The organism is Propioniciclava sp. MC1683 (genome assembly GCF_014164675.1).
Classification (GTDB): Bacteria; Actinomycetota; Actinomycetes; order Propionibacteriales; family Propionibacteriaceae; genus Propioniciclava.
Genome location: NZ_JACJFX010000006.1, coordinates 162,348 through 186,295, shown reverse-complemented (window position 1 = coordinate 186,295; position 23,948 = coordinate 162,348). Strand labels below are relative to the sequence as shown.

The 23,948-nt window shown below is 71.3% G+C and carries 28 protein-coding genes and 4 tRNA genes; 17 read left to right on the top strand and 15 right to left on the bottom strand.

What is annotated here, in order from left to right; genetic code table 11:
- Positions 1-486 precede the first annotated feature (486 nt).
- The 8 genes from rplA to H5397_RS05850 all read right to left on the bottom strand — a co-directional run bounded on the left by rplA (position 487) and on the right by H5397_RS05850 (position 5,335).
- Positions 487-1,200 (bottom strand): 50S ribosomal protein L1, encoded by a 714-nt coding sequence (rplA, locus tag H5397_RS05885; RefSeq protein WP_182815552.1) that lies wholly within the window; start codon positions 1,198-1,200, stop codon positions 487-489.
- Positions 1,201-1,285: 85 nt separating this feature from the next.
- Positions 1,286-1,717, bottom strand: a complete 432-nt coding sequence (gene rplK, locus H5397_RS05880) for a 50S ribosomal protein L11 (RefSeq protein ID WP_182815550.1) — start codon at positions 1,715-1,717, stop codon at positions 1,286-1,288.
- Positions 1,718-1,811: 94 nt separating this feature from the next.
- On the bottom strand, positions 1,812-2,615 hold the full coding sequence (gene nusG / locus H5397_RS05875) for a transcription termination/antitermination protein NusG (RefSeq protein WP_182815548.1): 804 nt from the start codon (positions 2,613-2,615) through the stop codon (positions 1,812-1,814).
- A gap of 20 nt (positions 2,616-2,635) precedes the next feature.
- Positions 2,636-3,169, bottom strand: coding sequence for a preprotein translocase subunit SecE (secE, locus tag H5397_RS05870; RefSeq protein WP_182815546.1), 534 nt, complete (start codon positions 3,167-3,169; stop codon positions 2,636-2,638).
- Positions 3,170-3,222: 53 nt separating this feature from the next.
- Positions 3,223-3,295, bottom strand: a tRNA-Trp gene (locus H5397_RS05865).
- 120 nt (positions 3,296-3,415) lie between these two features.
- The gene (locus tag H5397_RS05860) at positions 3,416-4,504 is read right to left on the bottom strand and encodes a UDP-N-acetylmuramate dehydrogenase (RefSeq protein WP_182815544.1); all 1,089 of its coding nucleotides are present in this window, start codon (positions 4,502-4,504) and stop codon (positions 3,416-3,418) included.
- A complete protein-coding gene (locus tag H5397_RS05855) occupies positions 4,497-4,913 on the bottom strand; it encodes a MaoC/PaaZ C-terminal domain-containing protein (protein WP_182815542.1) in 417 nt (138 codons plus the stop codon). Before H5397_RS05855 ends, H5397_RS05860 begins: the two co-directional genes overlap by 8 nt.
- Complete coding sequence (locus tag H5397_RS05850) at positions 4,910-5,335, bottom strand: MaoC family dehydratase N-terminal domain-containing protein (RefSeq protein ID WP_182815540.1); 426 nt, start codon at positions 5,333-5,335, stop codon at positions 4,910-4,912. Before H5397_RS05850 ends, H5397_RS05855 begins: the two co-directional genes overlap by 4 nt.
- A gap of 35 nt (positions 5,336-5,370) precedes the next feature.
- On the opposite strand from H5397_RS05850, the gene H5397_RS05845 reads away from it, so the two are divergent.
- Complete coding sequence (locus H5397_RS05845; protein WP_220492032.1) at positions 5,371-6,585, top strand: glycosyltransferase; 1,215 nt, start codon at positions 5,371-5,373, stop codon at positions 6,583-6,585.
- A 63-nt stretch (positions 6,586-6,648) separates the two neighbouring features.
- Here the strand turns inward: H5397_RS05845 and rpmG are convergent, their stop codons facing one another.
- The 4 genes from rpmG to H5397_RS05825 all read right to left on the bottom strand — a co-directional run bounded on the left by rpmG (position 6,649) and on the right by H5397_RS05825 (position 7,219).
- Positions 6,649-6,819, bottom strand: coding sequence for a 50S ribosomal protein L33 (gene rpmG / locus H5397_RS05840; RefSeq protein WP_182815538.1), 171 nt, complete (start codon positions 6,817-6,819; stop codon positions 6,649-6,651).
- 37 nt (positions 6,820-6,856) lie between these two features.
- Positions 6,857-6,929 (bottom strand) — tRNA-Met (locus tag H5397_RS05835).
- Between the two features lie 27 nt (positions 6,930-6,956).
- Positions 6,957-7,029: transfer RNA gene (locus H5397_RS05830), tRNA-Thr, on the bottom strand.
- Between the two features lie 108 nt (positions 7,030-7,137).
- Positions 7,138-7,219, bottom strand: a tRNA-Tyr gene (locus H5397_RS05825).
- Positions 7,220-7,288: 69 nt separating this feature from the next.
- On the opposite strand from H5397_RS05825, the gene H5397_RS05820 reads away from it, so the two are divergent.
- From H5397_RS05820 to H5397_RS05810, 3 genes are read left to right on the top strand one after another with little or no spacing between them, the layout of a single operon-like run.
- Positions 7,289-7,780 carry a YajQ family cyclic di-GMP-binding protein gene (locus H5397_RS05820; protein ID WP_182815536.1) on the top strand — a complete coding sequence of 164 codons (492 nt, stop codon included), beginning with the start codon at positions 7,289-7,291 and terminating at the stop codon, positions 7,778-7,780.
- Positions 7,781-7,784: 4 nt separating this feature from the next.
- Positions 7,785-7,967, top strand: a complete 183-nt coding sequence (locus H5397_RS05815; protein ID WP_309224287.1) for a pyrimidine dimer DNA glycosylase/endonuclease V — start codon at positions 7,785-7,787, stop codon at positions 7,965-7,967.
- A 10-nt stretch (positions 7,968-7,977) separates the two neighbouring features.
- Positions 7,978-8,604, top strand: a complete 627-nt coding sequence (locus H5397_RS05810) for a DUF2461 domain-containing protein (protein ID WP_182815534.1) — start codon at positions 7,978-7,980, stop codon at positions 8,602-8,604.
- 5 nt (positions 8,605-8,609) lie between these two features.
- Here the strand turns inward: H5397_RS05810 and H5397_RS05805 are convergent, their stop codons facing one another.
- Positions 8,610-9,197 carry a DUF1349 domain-containing protein gene (locus tag H5397_RS05805; RefSeq protein WP_223202222.1) on the bottom strand — a complete coding sequence of 196 codons (588 nt, stop codon included), beginning with the start codon at positions 9,195-9,197 and terminating at the stop codon, positions 8,610-8,612.
- Positions 9,198-9,222: 25 nt separating this feature from the next.
- On the opposite strand from H5397_RS05805, the gene H5397_RS05800 reads away from it, so the two are divergent.
- Together H5397_RS05800 and H5397_RS05795 are read left to right on the top strand one after the other, a co-directional pair.
- Positions 9,223-9,660, top strand: coding sequence for a hypothetical protein (locus tag H5397_RS05800; RefSeq protein ID WP_220492031.1), 438 nt, complete (start codon positions 9,223-9,225; stop codon positions 9,658-9,660).
- The gene (locus H5397_RS05795; protein WP_182815532.1) at positions 9,657-10,487 is read left to right on the top strand and encodes an exodeoxyribonuclease III; all 831 of its coding nucleotides are present in this window, start codon (positions 9,657-9,659) and stop codon (positions 10,485-10,487) included. The genes H5397_RS05800 and H5397_RS05795 overlap by 4 nt, the downstream gene beginning before the upstream one ends.
- Before the next feature lies 1 nt (position 10,488).
- Here H5397_RS05795 and H5397_RS05790 read toward each other — a convergent pair whose 3' ends face one another.
- Together H5397_RS05790 and mptB are read right to left on the bottom strand one after the other, a co-directional pair.
- On the bottom strand, positions 10,489-11,427 hold the full coding sequence (locus H5397_RS05790; protein ID WP_182815530.1) for an enoyl-CoA hydratase/isomerase family protein: 939 nt from the start codon (positions 11,425-11,427) through the stop codon (positions 10,489-10,491).
- A 21-nt stretch (positions 11,428-11,448) separates the two neighbouring features.
- Complete coding sequence (gene mptB / locus H5397_RS05785) at positions 11,449-13,011, bottom strand: polyprenol phosphomannose-dependent alpha 1,6 mannosyltransferase MptB (RefSeq protein ID WP_182815528.1); 1,563 nt, start codon at positions 13,009-13,011, stop codon at positions 11,449-11,451.
- A gap of 73 nt (positions 13,012-13,084) precedes the next feature.
- Between mptB and H5397_RS05780 the strand changes: the two genes are divergently transcribed.
- From H5397_RS05780 to H5397_RS05730, 11 genes are all read left to right on the top strand, one after another.
- On the top strand, positions 13,085-13,483 hold the full coding sequence (locus H5397_RS05780; protein WP_220492030.1) for an NADH-quinone oxidoreductase subunit B: 399 nt from the start codon (positions 13,085-13,087) through the stop codon (positions 13,481-13,483).
- Positions 13,476-14,027, top strand: a complete 552-nt coding sequence (locus H5397_RS05775) for an NADH-quinone oxidoreductase subunit C (RefSeq protein WP_182815526.1) — start codon at positions 13,476-13,478, stop codon at positions 14,025-14,027. Before H5397_RS05780 ends, H5397_RS05775 begins: the two co-directional genes overlap by 8 nt.
- Positions 14,028-14,110: 83 nt before the next feature.
- Entirely contained in the window at positions 14,111-14,392 is a 282-nt protein-coding gene (locus H5397_RS05770) for a 4Fe-4S binding protein (RefSeq protein WP_309224292.1), read from the top strand.
- A gap of 270 nt (positions 14,393-14,662) precedes the next feature.
- Complete coding sequence (locus H5397_RS05765) at positions 14,663-16,384, top strand: nitrite/sulfite reductase (RefSeq protein WP_182815522.1); 1,722 nt, start codon at positions 14,663-14,665, stop codon at positions 16,382-16,384.
- A gap of 50 nt (positions 16,385-16,434) precedes the next feature.
- Positions 16,435-17,208: a phosphoadenylyl-sulfate reductase gene (locus H5397_RS05760; RefSeq protein WP_375539412.1), complete on the top strand. Its 774-nt coding sequence runs from the start codon at positions 16,435-16,437 to the stop codon at positions 17,206-17,208.
- Positions 17,205-18,125, top strand: a complete 921-nt coding sequence (cysD, locus tag H5397_RS05755; RefSeq protein WP_182815518.1) for a sulfate adenylyltransferase subunit CysD — start codon at positions 17,205-17,207, stop codon at positions 18,123-18,125. Before H5397_RS05760 ends, cysD begins: the two co-directional genes overlap by 4 nt.
- Complete coding sequence (locus H5397_RS05750) at positions 18,125-19,429, top strand: sulfate adenylyltransferase subunit 1 (protein ID WP_182815516.1); 1,305 nt, start codon at positions 18,125-18,127, stop codon at positions 19,427-19,429. The genes cysD and H5397_RS05750 overlap by 1 nt, the downstream gene beginning before the upstream one ends.
- Complete coding sequence (locus H5397_RS05745) at positions 19,429-20,340, top strand: sulfite exporter TauE/SafE family protein (protein WP_182815514.1); 912 nt, start codon at positions 19,429-19,431, stop codon at positions 20,338-20,340. The genes H5397_RS05750 and H5397_RS05745 overlap by 1 nt, the downstream gene beginning before the upstream one ends.
- Positions 20,337-21,035, top strand: coding sequence for a sirohydrochlorin chelatase (locus H5397_RS05740; RefSeq protein ID WP_182815512.1), 699 nt, complete (start codon positions 20,337-20,339; stop codon positions 21,033-21,035). The genes H5397_RS05745 and H5397_RS05740 overlap by 4 nt, the downstream gene beginning before the upstream one ends.
- Positions 21,036-21,053: 18 nt before the next feature.
- Positions 21,054-22,919: a 2-oxoacid:acceptor oxidoreductase subunit alpha gene (locus H5397_RS05735; protein ID WP_182815510.1), complete on the top strand. Its 1,866-nt coding sequence runs from the start codon at positions 21,054-21,056 to the stop codon at positions 22,917-22,919.
- Positions 22,919-23,947: a 2-oxoacid:ferredoxin oxidoreductase subunit beta gene (locus H5397_RS05730; protein WP_182815508.1), complete on the top strand. Its 1,029-nt coding sequence runs from the start codon at positions 22,919-22,921 to the stop codon at positions 23,945-23,947. Before H5397_RS05735 ends, H5397_RS05730 begins: the two co-directional genes overlap by 1 nt.
- Position 23,948: the final 1 nt, after the last annotated feature.

The window sequence follows — 23,948 nt, the reverse complement described above, 5'->3', positions numbered from 1 at the left end:
CGAGGACACACAAGAAACCAAAAGGTTCAAGTGTGCAAAACAACAACCAACAACCATCCAAAAACAGTTGAAGGTCACTGGCATTGACCTAAGCACGCTGTTGAGTTCTCAAACTTCCGACACACACTCCGAGACCCGGATCCTTGCGGCTCCTGGGGCCCGTAGGGCACTCGTCCAACTTTAGGGAGTTCGTGTTCCCGAGTCAAATCGGCTGTTCTGGCTCCCCGTGAGACCCGTCGCTCGACCGACTCGCTTCCGCGAGAAGGCTGTCATCGATGAGTTTCGCTGGTCCTGCAGAGGCGGTCCGGCTGAGCCGTTCCATCCCCCCAAGGCTTGGTGTACATTACGCGCCCCGGAGGGCAAGGTCAAATCGAGCTGTCGCCCTGACGGCAACCGCGGCAACGGCGTCCGGACAAGGGCGCCAGCTTCACGAGCGAGGGGCCCCGTCCTGGTGGACGGGGCCCCTCAGAGCGTTCGGCTCGCCGGTCAGTTGGCGGCCTCGTCAGCGCTGGGCTTGGTGCGCTGCGGGTCCACGGCCACGCCGGGGCCCATGGTCGAGGCGATGGTGACCTTCTTGAGGTAACGACCCTTCGCGGCGGACGGCTTGAGGCGCATGACCTCGTCCAGGGCCGCGAAGTAGTTCTCCTTGAGCTGCTCGGCGGAGAACGACGCCTTGCCCACGATGAAGTGGAGGTTGGCGTGACGGTCGACGCGGAACTCGATCTTGCCGCCCTTGATGTCCGTGACCGCCTTGGCGACGTCCATGGTCACCGTGCCGGTCTTCGGGTTCGGCATGAGGCCGCGCGGGCCGAGCACGCGGCCCAGCTTGCCGACCTTGCCCATCAGGTCGGGGGTGGCGACGACGGCGTCGAAGTCGAGGTAGCCGCCGGCCACCTTCTCGATCAGCTCGTCGGCGCCGATCTCGTCGGCCCCCGCCTCCTCGGCGGCGGCTGCCCTCTCACCGGTGGCGAAGACGAGGACCCGTGCCGTCTTGCCCGTACCGTTGGGGAGGTTCACCGTGCCACGGACCATCTGGTCCGCCTTGCGGGGGTCGACGCCGAGGCGCATCGCGACCTCGATCGTCTCGTCGAACTTGGCGGACGCACCGGCCTTGGCCAGGGCGAGCGCCTCCTCCGGGGTGTAGAGCTGCGCGGCGTCGATCGTCTCGGCCGTCGCGCGGTAAGCCTTGCTGCGCTTCATGTCTGGTTCCTTTCACGTCAGCCCTCGTGGGGCTGCTACCAGGTTGTGGTGCGGGCCGCGCAGGCCCTGCCACGGTGGGGAGGGGTCAGCCCTCGACGGTCACGCCCATGGAACGAGCGGTGCCCTCGACGATCTTCATCGCGGCGTCCACGTCGTTGGCGTTGAGGTCGGGGAGCTTGGTGTTGGCGATCTCGCGGACCTGGTCCTTCGTGATCTTGCCGACCTTGTCCTTGTTCGGCTTGGCCGAACCCGACTTGAGGCCGGCGGCCTTCTTGATCAGCTCGGCGGCCGGCGGCGTCTTCGTGATGAAGCTGAACGTGCGGTCCTCGTAGATCGTGATCTCGACGGGGATGACGTTGCCGCGCATGGACTCCGTCGCAGCGTTGTACGCCTTGCAGAACTCCATGATGTTGACGCCGTGCGGACCGAGGGCGGTACCGACCGGCGGGGCAGGGGTAGCCGCGCCCGCGTTCAAGGCAACCTTGACGAGCGCCGCCACCTTCTTCTTGGGAGGCATGTTGGGTCCTTATTGCTTCGTGGCACGGCCGGGACGCCGCGCCTGAGTTGGTGTTGCTGCCCGGGGTGACCCGGGCGATACGAACGCCCTCGCGTCAGTCCTTCTGGACCTGGGCGAAGGTGAGGTCCACGGGGGTCTCCCGCCCCAGGATCTCGACCAGTGCCTTGAGGCGCTGGTGGTTCGCATTGATCTCGGTGATGGTCGCGTGGACGCCCGAGAAGGGGCCCTGGACCACCATGACGGAGTCGCCCACCTTGAAGTCGGCGACCTCGACCTTCTTCTTCTTCGGCGTGGTCGGGCCGGACGCCGCGGCGTTGGCCTTCGCGATCGCCGCCGGGGCGAGCATCTTGACGACCTCGTCGATCGACAGCGGCACCGGCTGGCTGGCGTGCGCGACGAAGCCCGTCACGGACGGCGTCTGCCGGACCGCGGACCACGAGGCGTCCGTCAGCTCCATGCGCACCAGGACGTAGCCGGGCAGCACGGTGCGGGTGACGGTCTTGCGGGTGCCGTTGCGGGTCTCGACGACCTCCTCGGTCGGCACCACGGACTCGAAGATGAAGTCCTCCATGCCCAGCGTCTGGATGCGGGCGTCGAGGTTCTGCTTCACCCGGTTCTCCATGCCGGAGTAGGTGTGGATGACGTACCAGTCACCGAACTCGCCGGACAGCCGCTCGCGCAGCTCGGCGACCACGGCCTCGTCGTCGGAGCCGCCGGCCTCGTCGGCCGCGGGCTCCTCGTCCTCGTCCTCGCCGAGGTTGAGCACGATGTCGTCGTCGGCGTCGGTGTCGTCGCCGAAGTCGAGGTTCAGCTCCACGTCCTCGGGAGTGATGTCCTCGATCGGACCGAGGTCGATCTCGACCTCGTCCGCGGTCACATCGTTGTCGTTCTCAGCCATGCGTCTCTCGTACCTTCCGTCTAACCCTCGCCGAACAGCTTCAGCATCACCCAGCCGAAGCCGAGGTCGAGCAACCCAACGTACGTGATGACGATCAGCACGAACACCAGGACGGCCCAGAAGTACTGCTGGACCTGGCTCCACGTCGGCCAGACGACCTTCTTCAGTTCCTCGACCGACTCGCCCACGAACTGCACCGGGCCGGCCGGCTTGTCGGCGACGGCCTGGGCGCTGCGGCGGCGGGCCGGGGTCGGCGCCCCCTTCGCTGCGGTGGTGGCGACGGCTGCCGACTTGCGCACCGGACGCGAGCTGCGCGCCTTCTGGGCGACGCTCTCGGCGGCGGCGAGCTGGGCGGGGTCGTCCACCTCGACGGTGTCGTCATCGGCGGGGACGGGCGCCTCGTCGGCGGCCTCCAGTTCCTCGGCCTCGGTCTCGTCCGCCGCAACCTCGTAGGGCTCCGGCTCGACCAGGTCCTCACCCAACAGCTCGCCGGGGAGGTTCTGGGGGTCGTCAGGGTTCGCCACGGACTCGCGGGAGTCATCGTTGGGTGCCACTGCACAACCTCACATCTGCTGATCGTTCGCCTTCCGGGCCCCGATGGGCCCAGCAGGGCAAGAGGGACTCGAACCCCCAACCTGCGGTTTTGGAGACCGCTGCTCTGCCAATTGAGCTATTGCCCTTTCAGTGGTTCCCACCCTACTGCGCACCCCAAGGAGGCATGCCCGAGCAGTGGTCAGTTCCACCAAGACGGAAAGTGTACGGGTTTTCGCCCCACGCGTCGAACCGGCCCGTCAACCGGCTCACGGGGCCGGATCGAGGGCGACCCCGACGAACACCGGCTCGGGCACGAGCGTGACCCCGAAGCGGTCCCGGACGCCGTCGCGCACCTCGCGCGCCAGCCCCACGATGTCGGACGCCGTGGCGCCCCCGCGGTTGGTCAGGGCGAGCGTGTGCTTGGTCGACAGGGTCGCCGGGGGCGTCCCGTACCCCTTGCCGAAGCCCGCCCGCTCGATCAGCCAGGCGGCGCTGGACTTGACCAGGCCCTCGCCCGCGGGGAACCGCGGGGCGTCCTCGGGGAGGAGGGCGGCGTCCGCCTCGGTGACGACCGGGTTGGTGAAGAAGGAACCGGCGCTCCACGTGTCGTGGTCGGCGGCGTCCAGCACCATGCCCTTGCCCCGGCGCAGCTCGAGCACCGTGGCGCGCACGTCGGTCATCGGGGCACGCTCCCCCTGCTCGACGCCGAGGCGCCGGGCAAGCTCGGCGTACCGGATCGGCGCACCCAGGCTGCCCTGCAGGAACTGGAAGGTCACCGACACCACCACATAGCGGCCCGGTTCGGCCTTGAAGCGGCTGTGCCGGTAGGAGAAGTCGCAGTCGGCGTTCGCGAAGGTGCGGTACTGCCTGGTGCTGCGGTCCCAGGTGCGGACGCTCCAGATGGTCTGGGCGACCTCCTGGCCGTACGCACCGACGTTCTGGATGGGGGTCGACCCCACGGCGCCCGGGATGCCCGAGAGCGCCTCGACGCCGATGTAGCCGCGGGCGACGGTCCAGGCGACGAAGTCGTCCCAGTTCTCCCCGGCCTGGACCTCGACGAGCATGCCGCCGCAGGACGCGGCGTCCTCGATGCCACCGGTTGCGTCGGCGTCGATCTCGCAGAAGGAGCCGCCGTCGTCGGAGATCCCCTTCGTGGCCACGTGCACGACGACCCCGTCGAAGCCGGCGTCGGCGACGACGACGTTGGACCCGCCGGAGAGGACGAGGACGGGCTCACCCGCGGCGTCCGCCTCGGAGACCGCGGCGACGAGCTCGTCAGTGGTGGTGGCCTCCACCCAGCGACGGGCGGGGCCGCCGACGCGCAGGGTGGTGTGGTCGGCGAGCAGCTCAGTCAAGGCGCACCTCGGCGGTGGCCGACCCCAGCACCTTGGTCTCGCCGAGCAGGGCGTCGATCGCGATGGTGGCGATGCCGTCGGCGATTGCCTTCACGGTGCCGGTGACCTGGACCTCGACGCCGGTGTCGTCGTCGGGAACGGGCACGGGCTTGGTGAACCGGACGCCGTAGGCCACGACACGCTCGGGGTCGCCCACCCAGTCGGTGACGACGCGGAGGGCGCGGCCCATGGTGAGCATGCCGTGGGCGATGACCGACTCGAGGTTGAGGCGGGCCGCCGACCGGTCGGACCAGTGGATCGGGTTGAAGTCGCCCGACGCGCCGGCGTAGCGGACGAGGTCGGCGCGGGTGAAGACCAGGGTCAGCGGGGGCAGCTGGGTGCCGACCTCGGGGGCGTGGAAGTCTGTCATGCCGTCGCCTCCTGCGGCCAGGTGTGGAGCAGCGTCGAGATGGCGTGGCACAGGGTCTCACCCGCAACGTCCAGGGCGACGGAGACCGTGACGAACGCGGTGTTGCCGCGGGCGCGCACCTTGTCGATCGACAGGGTGGCGGTCACCGCGTCGCCGGCGCGCAGCTGCCGGGCCCACTCGAAGCGCTGGTCGGCGTGGATCGTCTGGGAGAGCTTCATGTCCAGCTCGGCGTCACCGAACAGGTTGCCCCACGCCTTCGCTGCCAGCACGGCGGCGAAGGTCGGCGGGGCCACCGGGGACTCGCCGCGATAGGCCGGGTTGTCGTCCCCCAACGCGTCGGCGAACTCGGCGATCTTCTCGCGGCTCACCAGGTACGGCTCCGTGGGCGGGTACGTGCGCCCCACGTGTGCGTCGCTGATCATGGTCGCAGGCTATCGCGTGCGACTAGGTTGTCGCCGTGAGCCTGCGGTTGCTGTTCGTGTCGATGCACACCTCCCCCGCCTCCTCGCCGGGCGCCGGCGACGCGGGCGGGATGAACGTCGTCGAGCTGCACCAGGCGCAGGCCCTGGCCGCCCTGGGCCACACCGTCGACATCGTGACGCGGCGCTCGGCGCCCGACCAGCCGGACGTGACGGACCTGGGCGGGGGCGTCCGGCTGCTGCACGTCACGGCGGGGCCGGAGGGCGACCTCGCCAAGAGCGCCATCGACGCCCACATCGGCGCGTTCTCGGCCGGGCTGGCGGCACTCGGGCCCTACGACCTGGTGCAGTCGCACCACTGGATGTCGGGGGTCGCCGCGATCCCCGTGGCGCGGGCGTGGGACGTCGCGCACGTGCAGAGCTTCCACTCGGTCGCGGCCCATCCGGGTTCGCCGCTGTCGGAGGGCGAGCCGCCCGAGTCGGGCGCACGCGTGGCCGGCGAGTCGCTCATCGCGCGCGAGTCGGACGCCATCATCGCGGTCTCCACCGCCGAGGCCCGCACGGTCGTGGAGCGCTGCGGCGCCGACCCGGCGCGCGTGGTCGTCATCCCGCCCGGGGTCGACCTGGACGTGTTCCGGCCGGCGGGGCCGGGCGAGCGGCGTCCGGCGTGCCCGTGGTGCGGCTCGCCGGCCGGCTACGTGCTGATGGCCGCCCGGCTGCAGCCGCTGAAGGGCGGCGACCTGGCGATCCGGGCGATGGCCGAACTGCCGGCGTCCGTGCGCCCCGACCTGGTGGTGGCCGGCGACGTCAGCCACGACTTCGCCGACTACCGCGCCGAGGTGGAGGCCCTGATCGACGAGCTCGGCATGCGCAACCACGTGCACTTCGTCGGCGCCCAGTCGCGGTCCGACCTCGCCGCGCTGATGCGGCACAGCCAGGCGCTGCTGGTCCCCTCGCACTCGGAGACCTTCGGGCTGGTCGCGCTCGAGGGCGCGGCGTCCGGGGTGCCGGTGCTGGCCTCGTCGACCGGCGGGCTGCGGGAGGTGGTCGTCCACGAGGAGACCGGCTACCTGATGCAGGACCGCGACCCCGCCCGGTGGGGGCGCTGCCTGTCGGAGCTGCTCGCCAACGAACCGCTGCGCGCCCGCATGGGCGTCATCGCCCGCGTGCACGCGCGCCGGTTCGCGTGGGGCGACATCGGCGTCCGGCTGGGGGCGGCCTACGAGCGGATCGCGGCCGCGCACCGGGCCTGAACTCCCTGAAGCACACGAGAACGGGCCGCCCCAGCAGGGACGGCCCGTTCTCGAAGAATCAGGTCAGCGGGTCTCGCGGTGCGCGGTGTGCTTCTTGCACTTGAAGCAGAACTTCTTCAGCTCCAGGCGGTCGGGGTCGTTGCGCTTGTTCTTCTTGGTGATGTAGTTGCGCTCCTTGCACTCGGTGCAGGCGAGCGTGATCTTCGGGCGGATGTCGCCGGACTTCTTGGCCATGACAGCCCTCCTTGAACTCGAAACTACGAACGATCGGTAGCGGAGACGGGACTCGAACCCGTGACACAGCGATTATGAGCCGCTTGCTCTACCACCTGAGCTACCCCGCCGACAGCCGTCGGCGGACCGGCGACCAGAGCCCCCATGCGGAATCGAACCGCAGACCTTCTCCTTACCATGGAGACGCTCTGCCTACTGAGCTATAGGGGCCAGACAGCGGAGAACAACCTACAACAGGTGCGGGCCGTTCCCCAAATCGGTGCCGCTCGGACGCCGGGGCGTCGGGAAGCACCAAGGCCCGGCATCAGCCGGGCCCTGTGGCAGGTGAAGGATTCGAACCTTCGAAGGCATTGCCGACGGTTTTACAGACCGCTCCCTTTGGCCGCTCGGGCAACCTGCCATGCTGATTGCTCAGCGGGGAGATACTCTAGCAAGCCCTCCGCCCGTCCTTCCAAATCGAGAGGCAACCATGGCATCCGACAGCTCGTTCGACGTGGTCAGCAAGTTCGACGCCCAGGAGGTCGAGAACGCGATCAACATGGCGGCCAAGGAGGTCGGGCAGCGCTTCGACTTCAAGGGCACCGACTCCTCGATCCGCAAGTCGGGCGACCACATCGAGATGGAGTCCAACGGCGAGGAGCGTGTGAAGGCGGTCCTGGACGTGTTCCAGAGCAAGCTGATCAAGCGCGGCATCTCCCTGAAGCAGCTGGACGCCGGTGAGCCCCGGCTGTCGGGCAAGGTCTGGAAGATCACGGCGTCCATGCAGGCCGGCATCAGCCAGGACAACGCCAAGAAGATCGCCAAGCTGATCCGCGACGAGGGCCCCAAGGGCGTCAAGACCCAGATCCAGGGCGACGAACTGCGCGTCTCGAGCAAGAAGCGCGACGACCTGCAGGCGGTGCAGAAGCTGATCCGCGACGCCGACTACGACTTCGCGGTGCAGTTCACCAACTACCGCTGACCGCGTGCGGCTCTGGTCACTGGACCCGGCCCACCTGGACCGTCAGGGGCTGGTGGCGTGCTGGCGCGAGGCCCTGCTGGCGCAGGCGGTCCTGACCGGACGAACGCGCGGCTACCGGCACCACCCCCAGCTCGAGCGGTTCCGCGTCGTGCCCGGGCCGGTCGAGCCCTGGGAGCGCCACGGCTAGGCTCGGGCGCATGTTCACCGGGTTCCCCGAGGCCGCCCTGCACTTCTACGACCGGCTCGAGCTGGAGAACACCCGCGAGTACTTCACGGCGTACCGCCACGTCTACGACGAGGCGGTGCGCGGCCCGATCGTCGCGCTCGCCGAGGAGCTGGAGGCCGAGTTCGGCCCGGCCAAGGTGTTCCGGCCGAACCGGGACGTGCGGTTCCGCGCCGACAAGTCGCCCTACAAGACCCACCAGGGCGCGTTCGTGCGGGTGGGCGAGGCCCTGGGCTACTACGTCGAGGTCTCCTCGTCGGGGGTGCGCGCGGGCGTCGGTTTCTACCGCGCCGATCCCGACCGGCTCGCCGCCTACCGCTCGGCGGTGGCCGGGCCGGCCGGCGACGTCCTCGCCCGGCTCGTCGCGGACGCCGTGGGTTCGGGCCTGGTCCTCACCGGGGACACCCTCAAGACCGCGCCGCGCGGTCATGACCGCGACCACCCGCGCATCGACCTGCTGCGTCACCGGTCGCTGACGCTGATGCGCGACCACGGGTTCGCCCCGATCATCCACACCCCCGAGATCCTCGACCGGGTGCGCGCGGACTGGCGCGCGGGGCGTCCGGTCGTGGAGTGGCTGGAGGGCGCGCTCGCCGTCTGACCCGCTCAGCCGTGGAGCGCCGCGTCGGCGGGCCCCGTCGCCCACCGCGTGAAGCGAACCACCAGCCCGGCGCGGGTGGGGGCACAGCAGTACGGCCCCGCCTCGACGGCCGCGTCGGCGGGGAACGGCGCCACCCGCACCAGCCGCAGCGGCTCGCCCGCGATCCCGGCCCGGATGGTCACGGCGTCCCCCGAGCGGGAGGCCCGCACGGTGACGCTCCTCCCGACCCACGCGGGCACCGGCCCGACCGACCAGTCGCTGACCGGGTTCGTCACCACCGCACCCACCTGCGGGACGCCGTCGGCCACCTCGACCCCGGCCTTGATCCAGCGGTCCTCGGCCGCGCGCAGCAGCACGCCGGCCTGGTCGAACTGTTCGGCGTAGTCGACCACGAAGGTGACCTCGACCGCGGCGTCCTGCGGGAGGGGCGCCAGCAGCCCGTGCTCGGAGTCGTGCGTGAACCCGTACGACGTGACCCGCCACGCGTCGCTGCCCTCGACAGCCCCGACCACCAGGGCACCGCCCTCGACGACCACGGACGCCGGCGCGTGCGTCCACTCCCCCACGGCCCAGTCCACCGGAGTCATGTCCATGGCGCCAGCATGGCAGGCTGGGGGCATGACGCCGACCGAGTTGACCCCCGCCCGCGCGAACGTGGCCCAGGCCGCCGTCATGGGCCTGACCACCGTCGCGTGGTACGCCCTGCCCGACCTGGTCCGGTCCCGTGCCGCGCGGACCGTGCTGAAGACCGGCCTGCTCACCGCCGGCGGCGTCGGCTGGGTGCTCGCCCGGCCGCAGAAGGCGGCGCCGACCGGGCCGCAGGGCCCTGACGCCTTCGACGAGGTCTTCGAGGCCGTGCGCACCGAGCCGGCGAAGTCGGCGGCCGTCGGGGCCGCCATCGTCGGGCTGACCACCGCGTTCTCGATCGCCGGGGAGAAGGCGATCTTCCGGTTCGGCGAGAAGCGCCGCGCGCGGGGCGCCACCGGTGCGCACACCGTGCCCGCGCTCGTGCTGGGGGCTCTGGGCGCCGCCTCGGCGGCCGTCCCGCTCCCGTGACCGACGCGCTCCGCGTCGCGTCGTTCAACGTCAACGGCATCCGGGCGGCCCAGCGGCGCGGCTTCGGCGACTGGCTGCACGACCGCCGCCCCGACGTCATCGCCCTCCAAGAGATGCGCGCGCCCGCGAACCACGTGCCCGAGGGCGTCTTCGGCGACATGCACGTCGCCTACCACCCCGGAAACCTGCCCGGACGCAACGGGGTCGCCGTCGTCTCACGGGTCGCCCCCACCGCCGTGCGGCAGGGGTTCGGCAACCGGACCTTCGACCCCGAGGGGCGCTACATCGAGGTGGACCTGGACCTGCCGGGGCGTCCGCTGACCGTGGGGTCGGTGTACGTCACCAAGGGCGCCCCCGTGGTCGGCCCCGAGGCCGACCTGCCCAAGTACCGGCGCAAGATGCGGTTCCTGGCGTCGCTGCGCGCCTACCTCGTGACCGCGCGGCGCACGGCCGCCCGCGAGGGGCGCGAGTTCCTGGTGATGGGCGACTTCAACGTCGCGCACGGCCGGCAGGACCTCAAGAACTGGCGTGGCGCCAACCAGAAGGAGGGCTTCCTGCCCGAGGAGCGGGCGTGGTTCGGCTCACTCCTCGGCCCGCGCACCTTGGTCGACGTGGTGCGGTCGCAGCACCCCGAGGCCGACGGGCCATACTCGTGGTGGTCCTGGATGCCGGGCGCGTTCGACCGCGACTCGGGCTGGCGGATCGACTACCACCTGGCCTCCCCCGGGCTCGCCCGCACGGCCGTGGCCGCCGGGACCGATCGCGAGGCGTCCGCCGACGCGCGGATCAGCGACCACGCGCCGGTCGTCGTCGACTACGCGCGCTGAGTCACGCGAAGCAGGCGAGCACCTCGTCGCGGGTGACGTCCTCGACCCGGGCGTGCTGCCAGACCGGGTTGCGGTCCTTGTCGACCAGCTGGGCGCGGACGCCCTCGAGGAAGTCTGGGCGCGGGATCAGGTGGCGCGCCACGGTGAGGTCCTGGGCCAGCACCTCCTCGACCGAACCCATGCCCTTCGCGCGCCGGATCGCCTCCAGCGTCACCGCGACCGAGAGCGGGCAGCGCTTGCGGAGATCCGCGGCGGCCGCGTTCGCGGCGGGGTCGTCGTGCGCCTCGAGCCGGGCGAGCACCTCGGCGGGGTCGTCGGTGGCGTAGCACTCGTCGATCCAGCCCTGCCAGGCGGCCAGCTGCGACGCCGGGGCCTCGCCGTCGGCCTCGTCGATCTCGTCGGCCAACCCGACGAGCACGGCGTCCGTGGCGTTGATCGGGTTGCCGGTGAGGGCGACGTGCGTGCCCAGCTCGCCGGGCGCCTGGGCCAGGTAGTAGAGGATGCCGACGTCGGGGATGAAGCCGATGATCGTCTCGGGCATCGCGAAGGCCGAGTCGGGGTAGGCGATGCGGCGCGAGCCGTGCGCCGAGACGCCGAGGCCGCCGCCCATCGTGATTCCGCGCATGTGCGCGATGTACGGCTTGTTGAACGCCTTGATCGCGGCGTTCATCGCGTACTCGACCTCGAAGAACTCCATGTGGTCGCCGCCAGTGAGCACGTGCTCGCGCAGCGCGCGCACGTCGGCGCCCGAGCACAGGCCGCGCTCGCCGGCACCCGAGATCTCGACCCGGACGATCGAGCCCTCGTCGCTCCAGTCGTCCAGCGCCTCGTGGATGCCCCGCAGCATCGCGGGGGTGAGAGCGTTGATCGCCCGGGGGCGGTTGAGCACGAGGTGGCCGACGCCCTCACGGGCCTCGACGATGAGCTCGTCGGTGGTCATGGTGGTCTCCTTCGATCGGGTTCAGGCTACGGGGTCGGACGCCGCGGGCCCGGCTCCGCGGTGGCGCGGCGCGATCTGCGCCTCGTGCGCCGAACCGACGGGCACCTCGCTGGGGATGCTGGGCTCGACCGGCAGGACGGTGCGGCGGGCCCGGGCACGGAGGACCAGCCAGACCAGGGCGGCGGCGACGGCCGCCAGCACGAGGGCGACCGCGTCGTTGCGCCAGGCCAGGTTGCCGGCGCCGTAGACGAGCATGACCGAGGTGACCGCGGCGGCGCGGCGCAGGGTGCGCGAGCTGGTGTGCGCCAGGGGGAGGAACACCGCACCCCACAGCAGGTACCACGTGTGCAACGCGGGTCCGAACACGGCGAAGGCCAGGTAGGCCGAAGCCAGGAACGTGATCGGCCGGGTCCGCGCGAACCGGACGCCGAGCCAAGCGATCAGACCGAACGCGATCACGTACGACAGGGTCTGCACGAACGGCGGGATCGCGGCCGCGGCACCCGTCATGCCCAGCGCGACCAAACCCTGCTGCAGCGCCCAACCCAGCAGCGACAGGGGTGCCAGGGTCACGATCATGCTCGGCACGCCCATGGCGTTCAGCCACCCGAACCCGAGGCCGGTCAGCGCCGAGATGCCCGCGAACACCCCGACCACGCCGGCCAGCACCAGCAGGGCTCGGGGCAGGAAGCGCAGCACGTCCCGCAACCGCCAGGACGCCCAGCCCGACCCGATCACCGCCACGGGGACGGCCGCCAGCAGGGCGGGCTGCTTCACCGCCATGGCCACTCCCACGGCCAGGATCGCCACCCAGAACCAGCCGCGGTAGGCGCACCAGATCGCCAGCACGACCAGTCCCAGCATCAGCGCATCGTTGTGGGCACCGCCGACGAGGTCGATGACCATGAGCGGGTTGATGGTGGCGAACCACGCGGTGCGGCGCGGGTCGAGGCCCATCTGGCGGGCGATGCGCGGCAGCAGGTGCACGATCAGGCCCACCCCCACCAGCGCGGGCAGCCGCTGCAGCACCGCCGAGTAGTAGGGGTTGAGCCCGGCGAGGTCGACCAGCCAGTGCGAGATCTGCAGCCCCAGGGGGCCGTACGGCGCGGGGGTGTAGCGCCACAGCCAGGCGACCTGGTCGGCGAACGGCCCGGGCAGCACCGACGGCGACACCTCGTAGGGGTTCAGCCCGTTGTGGATCAGCCAGCCCTGCGCGGCGTAGGAGTAGGCGTCGTGGCTGAAGATCGGCGGCGCGAACAGCAGCGGCAGCGACCACCAGGCCAGCACCGCCCAGTGCTTGACGTCGCGGTAGACCGCCGGGCGCAGCCGGTACCACGCGAAGATCAGCAGCCCCACGGCCCCGATCACCATGCCGGTGGCGAGCGCCCGCGCGAGCCACGTGTCGAGGCCCAGCGCGCGCATCGTCGGCCAGTACGGGGACGCCTGCGGCAGGTAGGCCGGCGACAGCGACCCCAGCGCGAGCAGGATGGTGCCGAGCAGCCCGATCCGCACCGGGCGCAGCCGGAACGCAGCACCCATGTCGGCGCCGAGCACGGCCAGCCGTGCCCCCACAGCGCGGAACACCGCTCGCCTCCTCCCGCATGTCTCCATCGGACCGGTCCCAGCCTAGTGGGACGGCCTGTGGCAGGCTGGGGCGGTGCGGTACTACGACTGGTTCGGCGACGGTTCGCTCGTCGTGGGCGCGATCGGCCTGGCCTGTTGCGTCGTCGAGACCGACGCCGCCACTGCCGGACGCCCCGAGGTCGCCTCCCCGCCCGACGGCGCGCGCGTGTTGCTCGCCGTCGCCGGCACCGTGACGGACGCCGTCGCCCCGGCCGTCGCCCGCATCGTGGCCGCCCACCCCGGCGCGTCGATCGTCTCGTTCGGGGCGTGCGCCTCCGCGGGCGGCCCCTACTGGGACTCCCCCGTGGTCACCAAGGGTGTCGACCAGCTCGTGCCTGTCGACCACTACCTTCCCGGCTGCCCGCCCTCCCCCGAGGCGCTCGCGGCGCTGATCGAAGCCCACTACTCCACGGCGGGCCGGACCGATGGCTGACGAGGTGCGGCGCGTGGACGCCGCGGGTTGGCGTCCGGCGGTCGAGGCCGCCCTGGCCGAGGGCCACACCTGGTTCGACTGGCTGGGCGGGGTCGACGAGATCGGGCGTGAGGACGCCATTCGCGTGGTGGTCCGCATGGCCCCGGACGCCGACAGCGAGGGCGTCCGGGTCGAGGCCCTGGCCCCACGGGACGGGGGCTCGCTGCCCAGCCTGGGTGACCTCGTCGCCGGCGCGACCTGGCACGAGCGCGAGGTGCGCGACTTCTTCGGCCTCGACTTCGACGGCGGCGACAACCGCCCGCTGCTGCTGCGCGAGGGGGCCGTCGGGCACCCGCTGCGCCGGGACGCCGTGCTGGCCGCCCGCGTGGTCCGGCCCTGGCCGGGCGCGAAGGAGCCCGGCGAGACGGTCGCGGCCGGGCGGCGGCGGATGGTGCCCCCGGGCGTCCCGGACCCCGATGTGTGGGGCGAGCGCGAGGGCGGGCCCGCGTCCCCCGAGGAGGTCGCGGCGTCCGTGCAGGGCGGCCGGGTCAGGAGGCGGCGGTGACCCTTCGACAGGCTCAGGGACCCGACCGACAGGCTCAGGGACCCGACCGACAGGCTCAGGGATCGGGTCCGGCCCACCGGTCGATCAAGCTCATCTACGACAAGTGCACCTCGTGCATGATCTGCGTGCGCGAGTGCCCCGCCTGGTGCATCGCGCTGAGCAGCCACGCCGAACCGATCCCGGGCAGCCCGCCCGGGCCGCGACAGCGCACCCACAACATCCTGGACGCGTTCTCGATCGACTGGTCGTTGTGCCTGTACTGCGGCATCTGCATCGAGGAGTGCCCCTTCGACGCCCTCGAGTGGAGCGACGACTTGCCGAAGCCCGCGGCGTCCGCAGGCGACCTGGTCGAAGAACTCACGTAAAGGCGCCCACATGTTGGACCGCCAGTTCGTGACCGGCCGCGCAGTCCGTTAGCGTTCAACCATGCTGAACCGGATGCCGAAGCTCGTGGGCCGCGCCCACGTGGACTTCGCGCGCGTCCGTTCCTCGCAGTGTTGTCGCGGCTGCTGACGCGCCCGCACCTCTCCATCTGACCGCCGGGCCGCGTTGCCCGGACTCCCCATTCTTCGCCATGCCCAAGCCACCCTTGGGCGTGCGTCCGGTCAGCGGGGCCGCAACCCGAGGACACCACCATGAGCACCGACACCTCCGTGCACTCCGCCGCCCTGCCGGGCGCGAAGGTACGCCCACCCCGCGAGGGCCGCAGCAACGGCCAGTGGCTCGTCGACGGCCACGACCCCCTCAACCACAACGAGGAGTTCAAGGCCGCCGACAACGGCCTGAACGTCCGTGAGCGCATCGAGACGATCTACGCCCGCGAGGGCTTCGCCTCCATCCCGCACGACGACCTGCACGGCCGCATGCGCTGGTGGGGCCTCTACACCCAACGTCGCCAGGGCATCGACGGCGGCCGCACCGGCAACCTGTCGGCCGACGAGCTGTCCGATGAGTACTTCATGCTGCGCGTGCGCATCGACGGCGGCGCCCTGACGCTGGACCAACTGCGCGTCGTCGCCCAGATCAGCGTCGACTTCGCCCGCGACACCGCCGACATCTCCGACCGGCAGAACATCCAGTACCACTGGATCCGGATCGAGGACGTCCCCGAGATCTGGCGCCGGCTCGAATCGGTCGGGCTGCAGACCACGACCGCGTGCGGCGACACCCCGCGCGTGATCCTCGGCTCGCCGGTGGCCGGCATCGCCGCCGACGAGATCATCGACCCCACCCCCGCCATCACCGAGATCGTCGACCGGTTCATCGGCGACCCCGAGCTGACCAACCTGCCGCGCAAGTTCAAGTCCGCGATCACCGGGCACCCCAGCCTCGACGTGGTGCACGAGATCAACGACGTCTCCCTGGTCGGCGTCGTGCACCCCGAGTTCGGGCCCGGCTACGACCTGTGGGTCGGCGGCGGGCTGTCGACGGCCCCCCGCCTGGCCGAGCGGCTGGGCGTCTGGGTCGCCCCCGACCGGGCCGCCGACGCGTGGCACGGCGTGGTGCGGATCTTCCGCGACTACGGCTACCGCCGGTTACGCAACAAGGCTCGCCTGAAGTTCCTGCTCGCCGAGTGGGGGCCGGCCAAGTTCCGTCAGGTGCTCGAGACCGAGTACCTCGGCTATGCCCTGCCCGACGGCCCGGCCGCCGTGGCCTCGGGTGGGGACGCCGACCACGTGGGCGTCCACGAGCAGAAAGACGGACGCCGCTACGTCGGCCTCGCGCCCGTCGTGGGCCGCTCGTCGGGGTCGACGCTGCTGAAGCTGGCCGACGCCGCCGAGGCGGCGGGGTCGGGCCGCATCGCCTTCACCCCGCACCAGAAGGTCGTCGTGCTCGACGTCGACCCCGCGCGGTTGGACGCCCTGCTCGCCACCGCCGAGGAACTCGGACTGACCGCCAACCCGGGGGCGTTCCGGCGCAACACGATGGCCTGCACCGGCATCGAGTTCTGCAAGCTCGCCTTCGTCGACACCAAGGACACCGCGACCGCGGCCGTGGAGGTGCTCGACAACCGGCTGGCCGACCTCGGGCTCGACGTGCCGATCACGCTCAACGTGAACGGCTGCCCCAACAGTTGCGCGCGCATCCAGACCGCCGACATCGGCCTCAAGGGCCAGATCGCCAAGAGCCCGGACGGGGCCGACGAGTTCGCGTTCCAGGTGCACCTGGGCGGCGGGCTGGCTTCGGCCGACCGCGAGGAGGCCGGCCTGGGCCGCACACTGCGCGGGCTGAAGATCACCGCCGAGGAGATGCCGGACTACGTCGAACGCGTCACCCGCCGGTTCGCCGCCGAGCGCACGCCGGGCGAGTCGTTCGCCACGTGGGCCCACCGCGCCGACGAGGAGGCACTGCGATGAGCCAAACCCAAGCCCTCGGCGTCCGAAACCCAAGCCCTCGGCAGGAAAAAGTGGAGCCCTCGGCGCTCGGGGTGGTCCCGGCACCGCACGGTCCCGGACGCCGCCGCTCGGCCGCCGAGCTGGAGGCGCTGGCGCGCGAGGCGTCCGAGCGGTTCGCGGACGCGAGCGCCGACGAGGTGCTGGCGTGGGCGTCCGAGACGTTCGGTGACAGCTTGGCCGTGGCGTGCTCGATGGCCGGCGACACGGTGGTGCCGCACCTCGTCGCACAGCACCGCCCCGGCGTGGACACCCTGTTCCTGCAAACCGGCTACCACTTCCCCGAGACCATCGGCACCCGCGATGCGCTCGAGGCCACCACCGACGTGACCATCGTCGACGTGTGGCCGGTGCAGACGGTCGCCGAGCAGGACGCCACCTTCGGCGAGAAGCTCCACGACCGGGACGCCCGGCAATGCTGCGGCCTGCGCAAGGTCGAGCCGATCAACCGCGAACTGGCCAGCTACGAGGCGTGGGTCACCGGCCTGCGCCGCGAGGACTCCCCGCTGCGCGCCGACACCCCGCTCGTCGAGTGGGACTCCGCCCACCAGATGGTCAAGATCAACCCCATCGCGGCCTGGACGTTCGACGAGGTGGTGGAGTACGCCGGCACCCACGGCGTCCCGATCAACCTGCTGCTGACGGAGGGCTACCCCTCGATCGGCTGCGCACCCTGCACCCGCCCGGTCGCCCCCGGCGAGGACCCGCGCGCGGGCCGCTGGGCCGGCCTGGCCAAGAGCGAGTGCGGCCTGCACGTCACCGACACCCACCCCGAGGAGGAGAAGTGAGCATCACCGAGCTCGCCCCCGCCCGACAGCTCAGCCACCTGCGCGAGCTGGAGGCCGAGGGCATCCACATCATCCGCGAGGCGGTCAGCGAGCTGGAGCGCCCGGTGCTGCTGTTCTCGGGCGGCAAGGACTCCGTGGTCATGCTGCACCTCGCGCTGAAGGCGTTCTGGCCGGGCCGCGTGCCGTTCCCGGTCATGCACGTCGACACGGGCCACAACTTCCCCGAGGTGATCGAGTACCGCGACCGCGTCGTCGAGAAGTACGGACTGCGCCTGGTCGTCGCCGCGGTGCAGGACTACATCGACGACGGCCGCCTGCTCGAGCGCGCCGACGGCACCCGCAACCCGCTGCAGACCCAGCCGCTGTTGGACGCCATCGCCGAGCACCGCTTCGACGCGGTCTTCGGGGGCGGACGCCGCGACGAGGAGAAGGCCCGCGCCAAGGAGCGCGTCGTCAGCCTGCGCGACGAGTTCGGCCAGTGGGACCCGCGCAACCAGCGCCCCGAGCTCTGGACGCTCTACAACCCGCGGCACCGGCCGGGCGAGCACGTGCGCGTGTTCCCGCTGTCGAACTGGACCGAGCTCGACGTGTGGCGCTACATCGAGGCCGAGGGCATCGAGCTGCCCGAGCTCTACTACGCCCACGACCGCGAGGTCTTCGCCCGCGACGGCATGTGGCTCGCGGTCGGCGAGGTCGTCGAGCCGCGGGAGGGCGAGGTCGTCGAGACCCGCCGCGTCCGGTACCGCACGGTCGGCGACATGAGCTGCACCGGTGCCGTCGAGTCGGACGCCACCACCATCGCCGACGTCATCACCGAGGTCGCCGCCACCCGCATCACCGAGCGCGGGGCCACCCGCGCCGACGACCGCCTCACCGAGGCGGCCATGGAGGACCGCAAGAAGGAGGGGTACTTCTGATGAGCACCTTGCTGCGCCTCGCCACCGCCGGGTCGGTGGACGACGGCAAGTCGACCCTCGTCGGCCGCCTCCTGTACGACAGCAAGTCGGTGCTGTCCGACCAACTGGACGCCGTCGAGCGGGTTTCCGCCGCCAAGGGCCTGGGCCACGTGGACCTCGCGCTGCTGACCGACGGCCTGCGCGCCGAGCGGGAGCAGGGCATCACGATCGACGTCGCCTACCGCTACTTCGCGACCGCGAACCGCACGTTCATCCTCGCCGACTGCCCCGGCCACGTGCAGTACACGCGCAACACGGTCACGGGTTCCTCGACCGCCGACGTGCTCGTGCTGCTGGTCGACGCGCGCAAGGGCGTCCTGGAGCAGACCCGCCGCCACCTCGCGGTCGGGCAGCTGCTGCGGGTCCCGACGATCGTCGTGGCCGTGAACAAGATGGACCTCGTCGACTTCGACCAGGCCACCTTCACCCGGGTTTCGTCGGAGGTGCGGGCCGTGGCCTCGGAGCTGGGGGTGGCGGAGATCCACACGATCCCGGTGTCGGCGCTGGCCGGCGACAACATTGTCGAGCGGTCGGCGAAGACTCCCTGGTACGAGGGACCCTCGCTGCTGGAGTTCCTCGAGGCCGCCCCGGCGGGCGCCGAGCTCACCGAGCTGCCGTTCCGGCTACCGGTGCAGCTGACGATCCGCCCGCAGGACGCCGCCCCCGAATACCGCGAGTACCGCGGCTACGCGGGCCAGGTCGCGACCGGTATGGTGAAGGTCGGCGACCCGGTCGTGGTGCTGCCCGTGGGCCGCCGCACGACGGTCGCCGGCATCGACACCGCCGACGGGCCGCTGGCCGAGGCGTTCGCGTCCCAGTCGGTGACGCTGCGGCTGGCCGACGAGATCGACATCACCCGCGGCGACGTGATCGCGGCGGCGTCCGACGCCCCCGAGGCGACGCAGGACGTCAGCGGCCTGGTCGCCTGGCTGGCCGAGAAGCCCCTGCGCGTCGGCGCGCGCGTGCTGGTCAAGCACGGCACGCGCACGGTGCAGGGCATCGTCCGCGAGATCAGCGGGCGCCTCGACCTCGACGCGCTCGCGCCGGTGCCGACCGAGACCCTCGAGCTCAACGACATCGGACGCGTCGCGCTGCGGTTGGCCTCCCCCATCGCGCCCGACGACTACACGACGTCGCGCCGCACCGGGTCGTTCCTGCTGGTCGACCCCCAGACGGGCGGCACGCTCGCGGCCGGGATGGTGCGCGGGTTCGGCGCGTTCGACGTGGCCGCCGAGGAGGCCGCCACGGTGAGCTGGTCGATCTGATGCGCCAACTGCTCCTGCTCGGGATCGTCGGGTTCGCCGCCCAACTCGTCGACGGGGCGCTCGGCATGGGCTACGGCGTCACGTCGACGTCGCTGCTGCTCATCGCCGGGTTGAGCCCGGCGATGGCGTCGGCGTCCGTGCACCTGGCCGAACTCGGCACCAATGTGGCCTCGGGCGTCTCGCACTGGCGGCTGGGCAACGTCGACTGGCGGCTCGTCCTGCGCCTCGGCGTGCCCGGGGCTCTCGGCGCGTTCGCCGGGGCGACGTTCCTGGCGCAGATCTCGACGGCGCTGGCCAAGCCACTGATGGCGGCGATCCTGGGCGGGTTGGGCATGTACATCCTGCTGCGCTACGCGTTCCGGCCGCCGGAGGTGGCGCACGCCCGCCGCTCGCCGCACACTGCCCGCTTCCTCGTGCCGCTCGGCCTCGCGGGCGGGTTCGTGGACGCCACCGGTGGCGGCGGCTGGGGGCCGGTCTCGACGACGTCGCTGCTCAGCGCCGGCAAGACCGCGCCGCGCACGGTGATCGGCTCGGTGGACACCTCGGAGTTCCTGGTCTCGTTCGCCGCCTCGCTGGGGTTCGTGCTGAACCTGGGCTTGTTGGGAATCGACTGGGGCATCGTGGTCGCCCTGCTGGTCGGCGGCCTGTTGGCCGCGCCGATCGCGGCGTGGCTGGTCTCGCGCATCCCGGCGCGGATCATGGGCGTGGCCGTCGGCGGGCTGATCATCATGACCAACCTGAAGACGCTGTTCGACGCCACGGCGCTGACCGGTGAGCAGGTGACCGTCGGCTTCACCCTGTTCGCGGCAGGGTGGCTCGGGTTGACGGCCTGGACCGCCTACCGCCACGAGCGCCAGCGCCGCGCGGCGCTGGCCGAGGCCGAGGCCGCCCAGACGGAGTGGTCGATTTGAGCACCACCGACACGCTGGTCCTGGCCTGGCACGGCTCCCGCAACCCCGCCGGGCGCGAGCTGATCGAGCGCATCACCGGGCGGGTGGGCGCGCTGCTGCCAGGCGTGACGATCCACACGGCGTGGGTCGACATCGAGCCCGTGCTGCTGCCCGAGACCCTCGCCGCGGTCGGCGACTGCACGGTGGTGCCCTGCTTCCTCGCCGCCGGCTACCACGTCACCCACGACGTGCCGCAGGCGGTGGCGTCCGTGCCGCACGAGGTGGTGGTGACACCGCACCTGGGCGGGGCGCTGCACCGGGCACTGCTGTCGCGGGTGGCCGAGGCGGGCGGTCCGGGGGATGCGGTCGTGCTGGCGGCGGCCGGGTCGAAGCGGCCCGAGGCGCTGGCCGAGGTCGCCGTGGTGGCTTCTCGGTTGGAGGCCGCCCTCGGCGTGCCCGTGCGGGTGGGAAACATCTACCTGAGCGAGCCCTCGGTCGCCGAGGCTGTGGAATCCCTTCGACAGGCTCAGGGACCGGATGTGCTCGTCCTGCCCTACACCTTGGCCCCCGGGCTGTGGGGCGAGCGGATCGCACGCCTGGGCGTCCGGATCACCGAGCCGTTGGGCGACCACGCCGATGTGGCGAGCGCGATCGTGGGGCGGTTCCGCGCTGCCGCCCGGTTCGACCAGCGACTACTGTTGACCCTTGAGTCTTGACCCTCAGAAAGAAGTGCCGTGACTGACGTCCAAACACTCGACCGCGTCGTGATCCGCTTCGCCGGGGACTCCGGCGACGGCATGCAGCTCACCGGTGACCGGTTCACCTCCGACTCGGCGAGCCTGGGCAACGACTTCGCGACGTTGCCCAACTTCCCCGCCGAGATCCGGGCCCCACAAGGGACGATCGCGGGCGTGTCCAGCTTCCAGCTGCACTTCGCAAACGCCGACATCAAGACGCCGGGCGACAAGCCTGACGTGCTGGTCGCGATGAACCCGGCCGCGTTGAAGGCCAACCTGGCCGACCTCAAGCGCGGCGGTGTCATCATCGCCGACACCCACGAGTTCACCAAGCGCAACCTGGCCAAGGTCGGCTACGCCGCCAGCCCGCTCGAGGACGGGTCGCTCGCCGACTACCAGGTGCACGCGCTCGACCTCACCGGCCTGACGGTGGCGTCGGTCGAGCAGTTCAAGCTGGGCCGCAAGGAGGCCTCGCGCGCCAAGAACATGTTCTCCCTCGGGCTGCTGACGTGGCTGTACACGCGCCCGGCCGAGCACACGCTCGACTTCCTCGACAAGAAGTTCGCCCGCGACCACGACATCCGCGACTCGAACAAGGCGGCCTTCCTGGCCGGGCACGCGTTCGGTGAGACGACCGAGACGTTCGCGGTGCGCTACGAGGTGGCCGCCGCGCCGGTGCCCCCGGGCACCTACCGGCAGATCACGGGCAACAAGGCGATGGCGCTCGGGTTGATGACCGGGTCTGCGAAGGCCGGGCTGCCGCTGTTCCTGGGGGCGTACCCGATCACGCCGGCCTCCGATGTGCTGCACGAGCTGAGCCGCGCCAAGGACCAGGGCGTCACCACGTTCCAAGCCGAGGACGAGATCGCTGCCGCGGGTGCCGCGCTGGGGGCGTCGTACGCCGGCCACCTGGGTGTCACGTCGACGTCGGGCCCGGGCATGGCGTTGAAGTCGGAGACGATCTCGCTGGCCGTCATGCTCGAGCAGCCGCTCGTCGTGGTCGACATCCAGCGGGCAGGGCCGTCGACGGGCATGCCGACCAAGACCGAGCAGGCTGACCTGCTGCAGTCGCTGTACGGCCGCCACGGCGAGGCCCCGCTGCCCGTGATCGCCGCGCAGTCGCCTGCCGACTGCTTCACCACCGCCGTCGAGGGCGTGCGCCTCGCGCTGCGCTACCGGACGCCGGTCATCGTGCTGTCGGACGGCTACCTCGCCAACGGCGCCGAGCCGTGGCTGATTCCCGACCTGTCGACGATCGAGCCGATCGACCCCGCGTTCGCGACCGAGGCCAACGGTCCGGACGGGACGTTCCTGCCCTACCTGCGCGACGAGAAGCTGGCGCGTGCGCTGGCCATCCCCGGGACGCCCGGGCTCGAGCACCGCGTCGGCGGCATCGAGAAGGCCGACGGCACCGGCAACATCTCGTATGCCCCCGAGAACCACGAGCGCATGGTCGCCCTGCGCCAGGCCAAGGTGGACGGGATCGTCGCCGACATCCCCGACCTGGTGGTCGACGACCCGGACGGCGAGGCGTCCGTGCTCGTGCTCGGCTGGGGCTCGACGTGGGGGCCGAACGCGGCCGCCGCGCGCCGGGTGCGCGAGACGGGGCGGAAGATCGCGGTCACGCACATCCGCCACCTGAACCCGCTGCCGGCCAACACCGGCGAGGTGCTGCGCGCCTACGACCAGGTGATCGTGCCCGAGATGAACACCGGCCAGCTCGCGATGATCCTGCGGGCGAAGTACCTGGTCGACGTGAAGAGCTACAGCCGCGTGCGGGGGTTGCCGATCAGCCCCGCCGAACTGGCCGCCCACCTGGTCGACGTCATCGATGGCAGTGCCAGCAACGGAAAGGACGCCTGATGAGCACCGGACTCGCCGGGATCCCGCTCGCGGTCACCCCGCTCAACCGCAAGGACTTCGTCTCCGACCAGGAGGTGCGCTGGTGCCCCGGGTGTGGTGACTACGCCGTGCTGGCCGCGTTCCAGGGCCTGATGCCCGAGCTCGGGATCAAGCGCGAGAACACCGTCATCGTCTCGGGCATCGGCTGCTCGTCGCGGTTCCCGTACTACGTGGACACCTACGGCATGCACTCGATCCACGGGCGGGCGCCGTCGATCGCGACCGGCGTGGCGATCGCCCGGCCCGACCTCGCGGTGTGGGTGATGACCGGCGACGGGGACGCCCTGTCGATCGGTGGCAACCACCTCATCCACGCGCTGCGCCGCAACGTGAACATCACGATCATGCTTTTCAACAACCGCATCTACGGCCTCACCAAGGGCCAGTTCTCGCCCACCTCGGAGGCGGGCAAGGTTACGAAGTCGTCCCCGGCGGGGTCGGTGGACCACCCGTTCAACCCGATCACCTTGGCGCTGGGCGCCGAAGCTTCGTTCGTGGCGCGGACGATCGACTCGGATCGCAAGCACCTCACGTCGGTGCTCGAGGCGGCCATCTCGAACCGGGGCGCCTCGCTGGTGGAGATCTACCAGAACTGCCCGATCTTCAACGACGGCGCCTTCGACTCGCTGAAGGAGCTGAACTCGCCGACCGTGATGCCGCTGGTGCACGGCGAGCCGATCACCTACGCTGGCGGCCAGCTGTGCGTGGTGCGGGGCGCCGACGGCCGGCTGGCCGTGAAGGCGACCTCCGACGTGGACCCGGCCTCGATCGTCGTGCACGACGCGCACGCCGCCGACGCCACCCTCGCCTTCGAGCTGTCGCAGCTGACCGACACCCAGAACCTGTCGGCGTCCCCGATCGGGATCTTCCGCAACGTGTCGCGCCCGGTGTTCGACGACGAGGCGCGGCGCCAGGTCTCCATGCCCGCCGACCGCGAGGCCGCCCTCCAGCGGCTGGTGTCGGGCCCCGACACGTGGACGGTCATCTGAG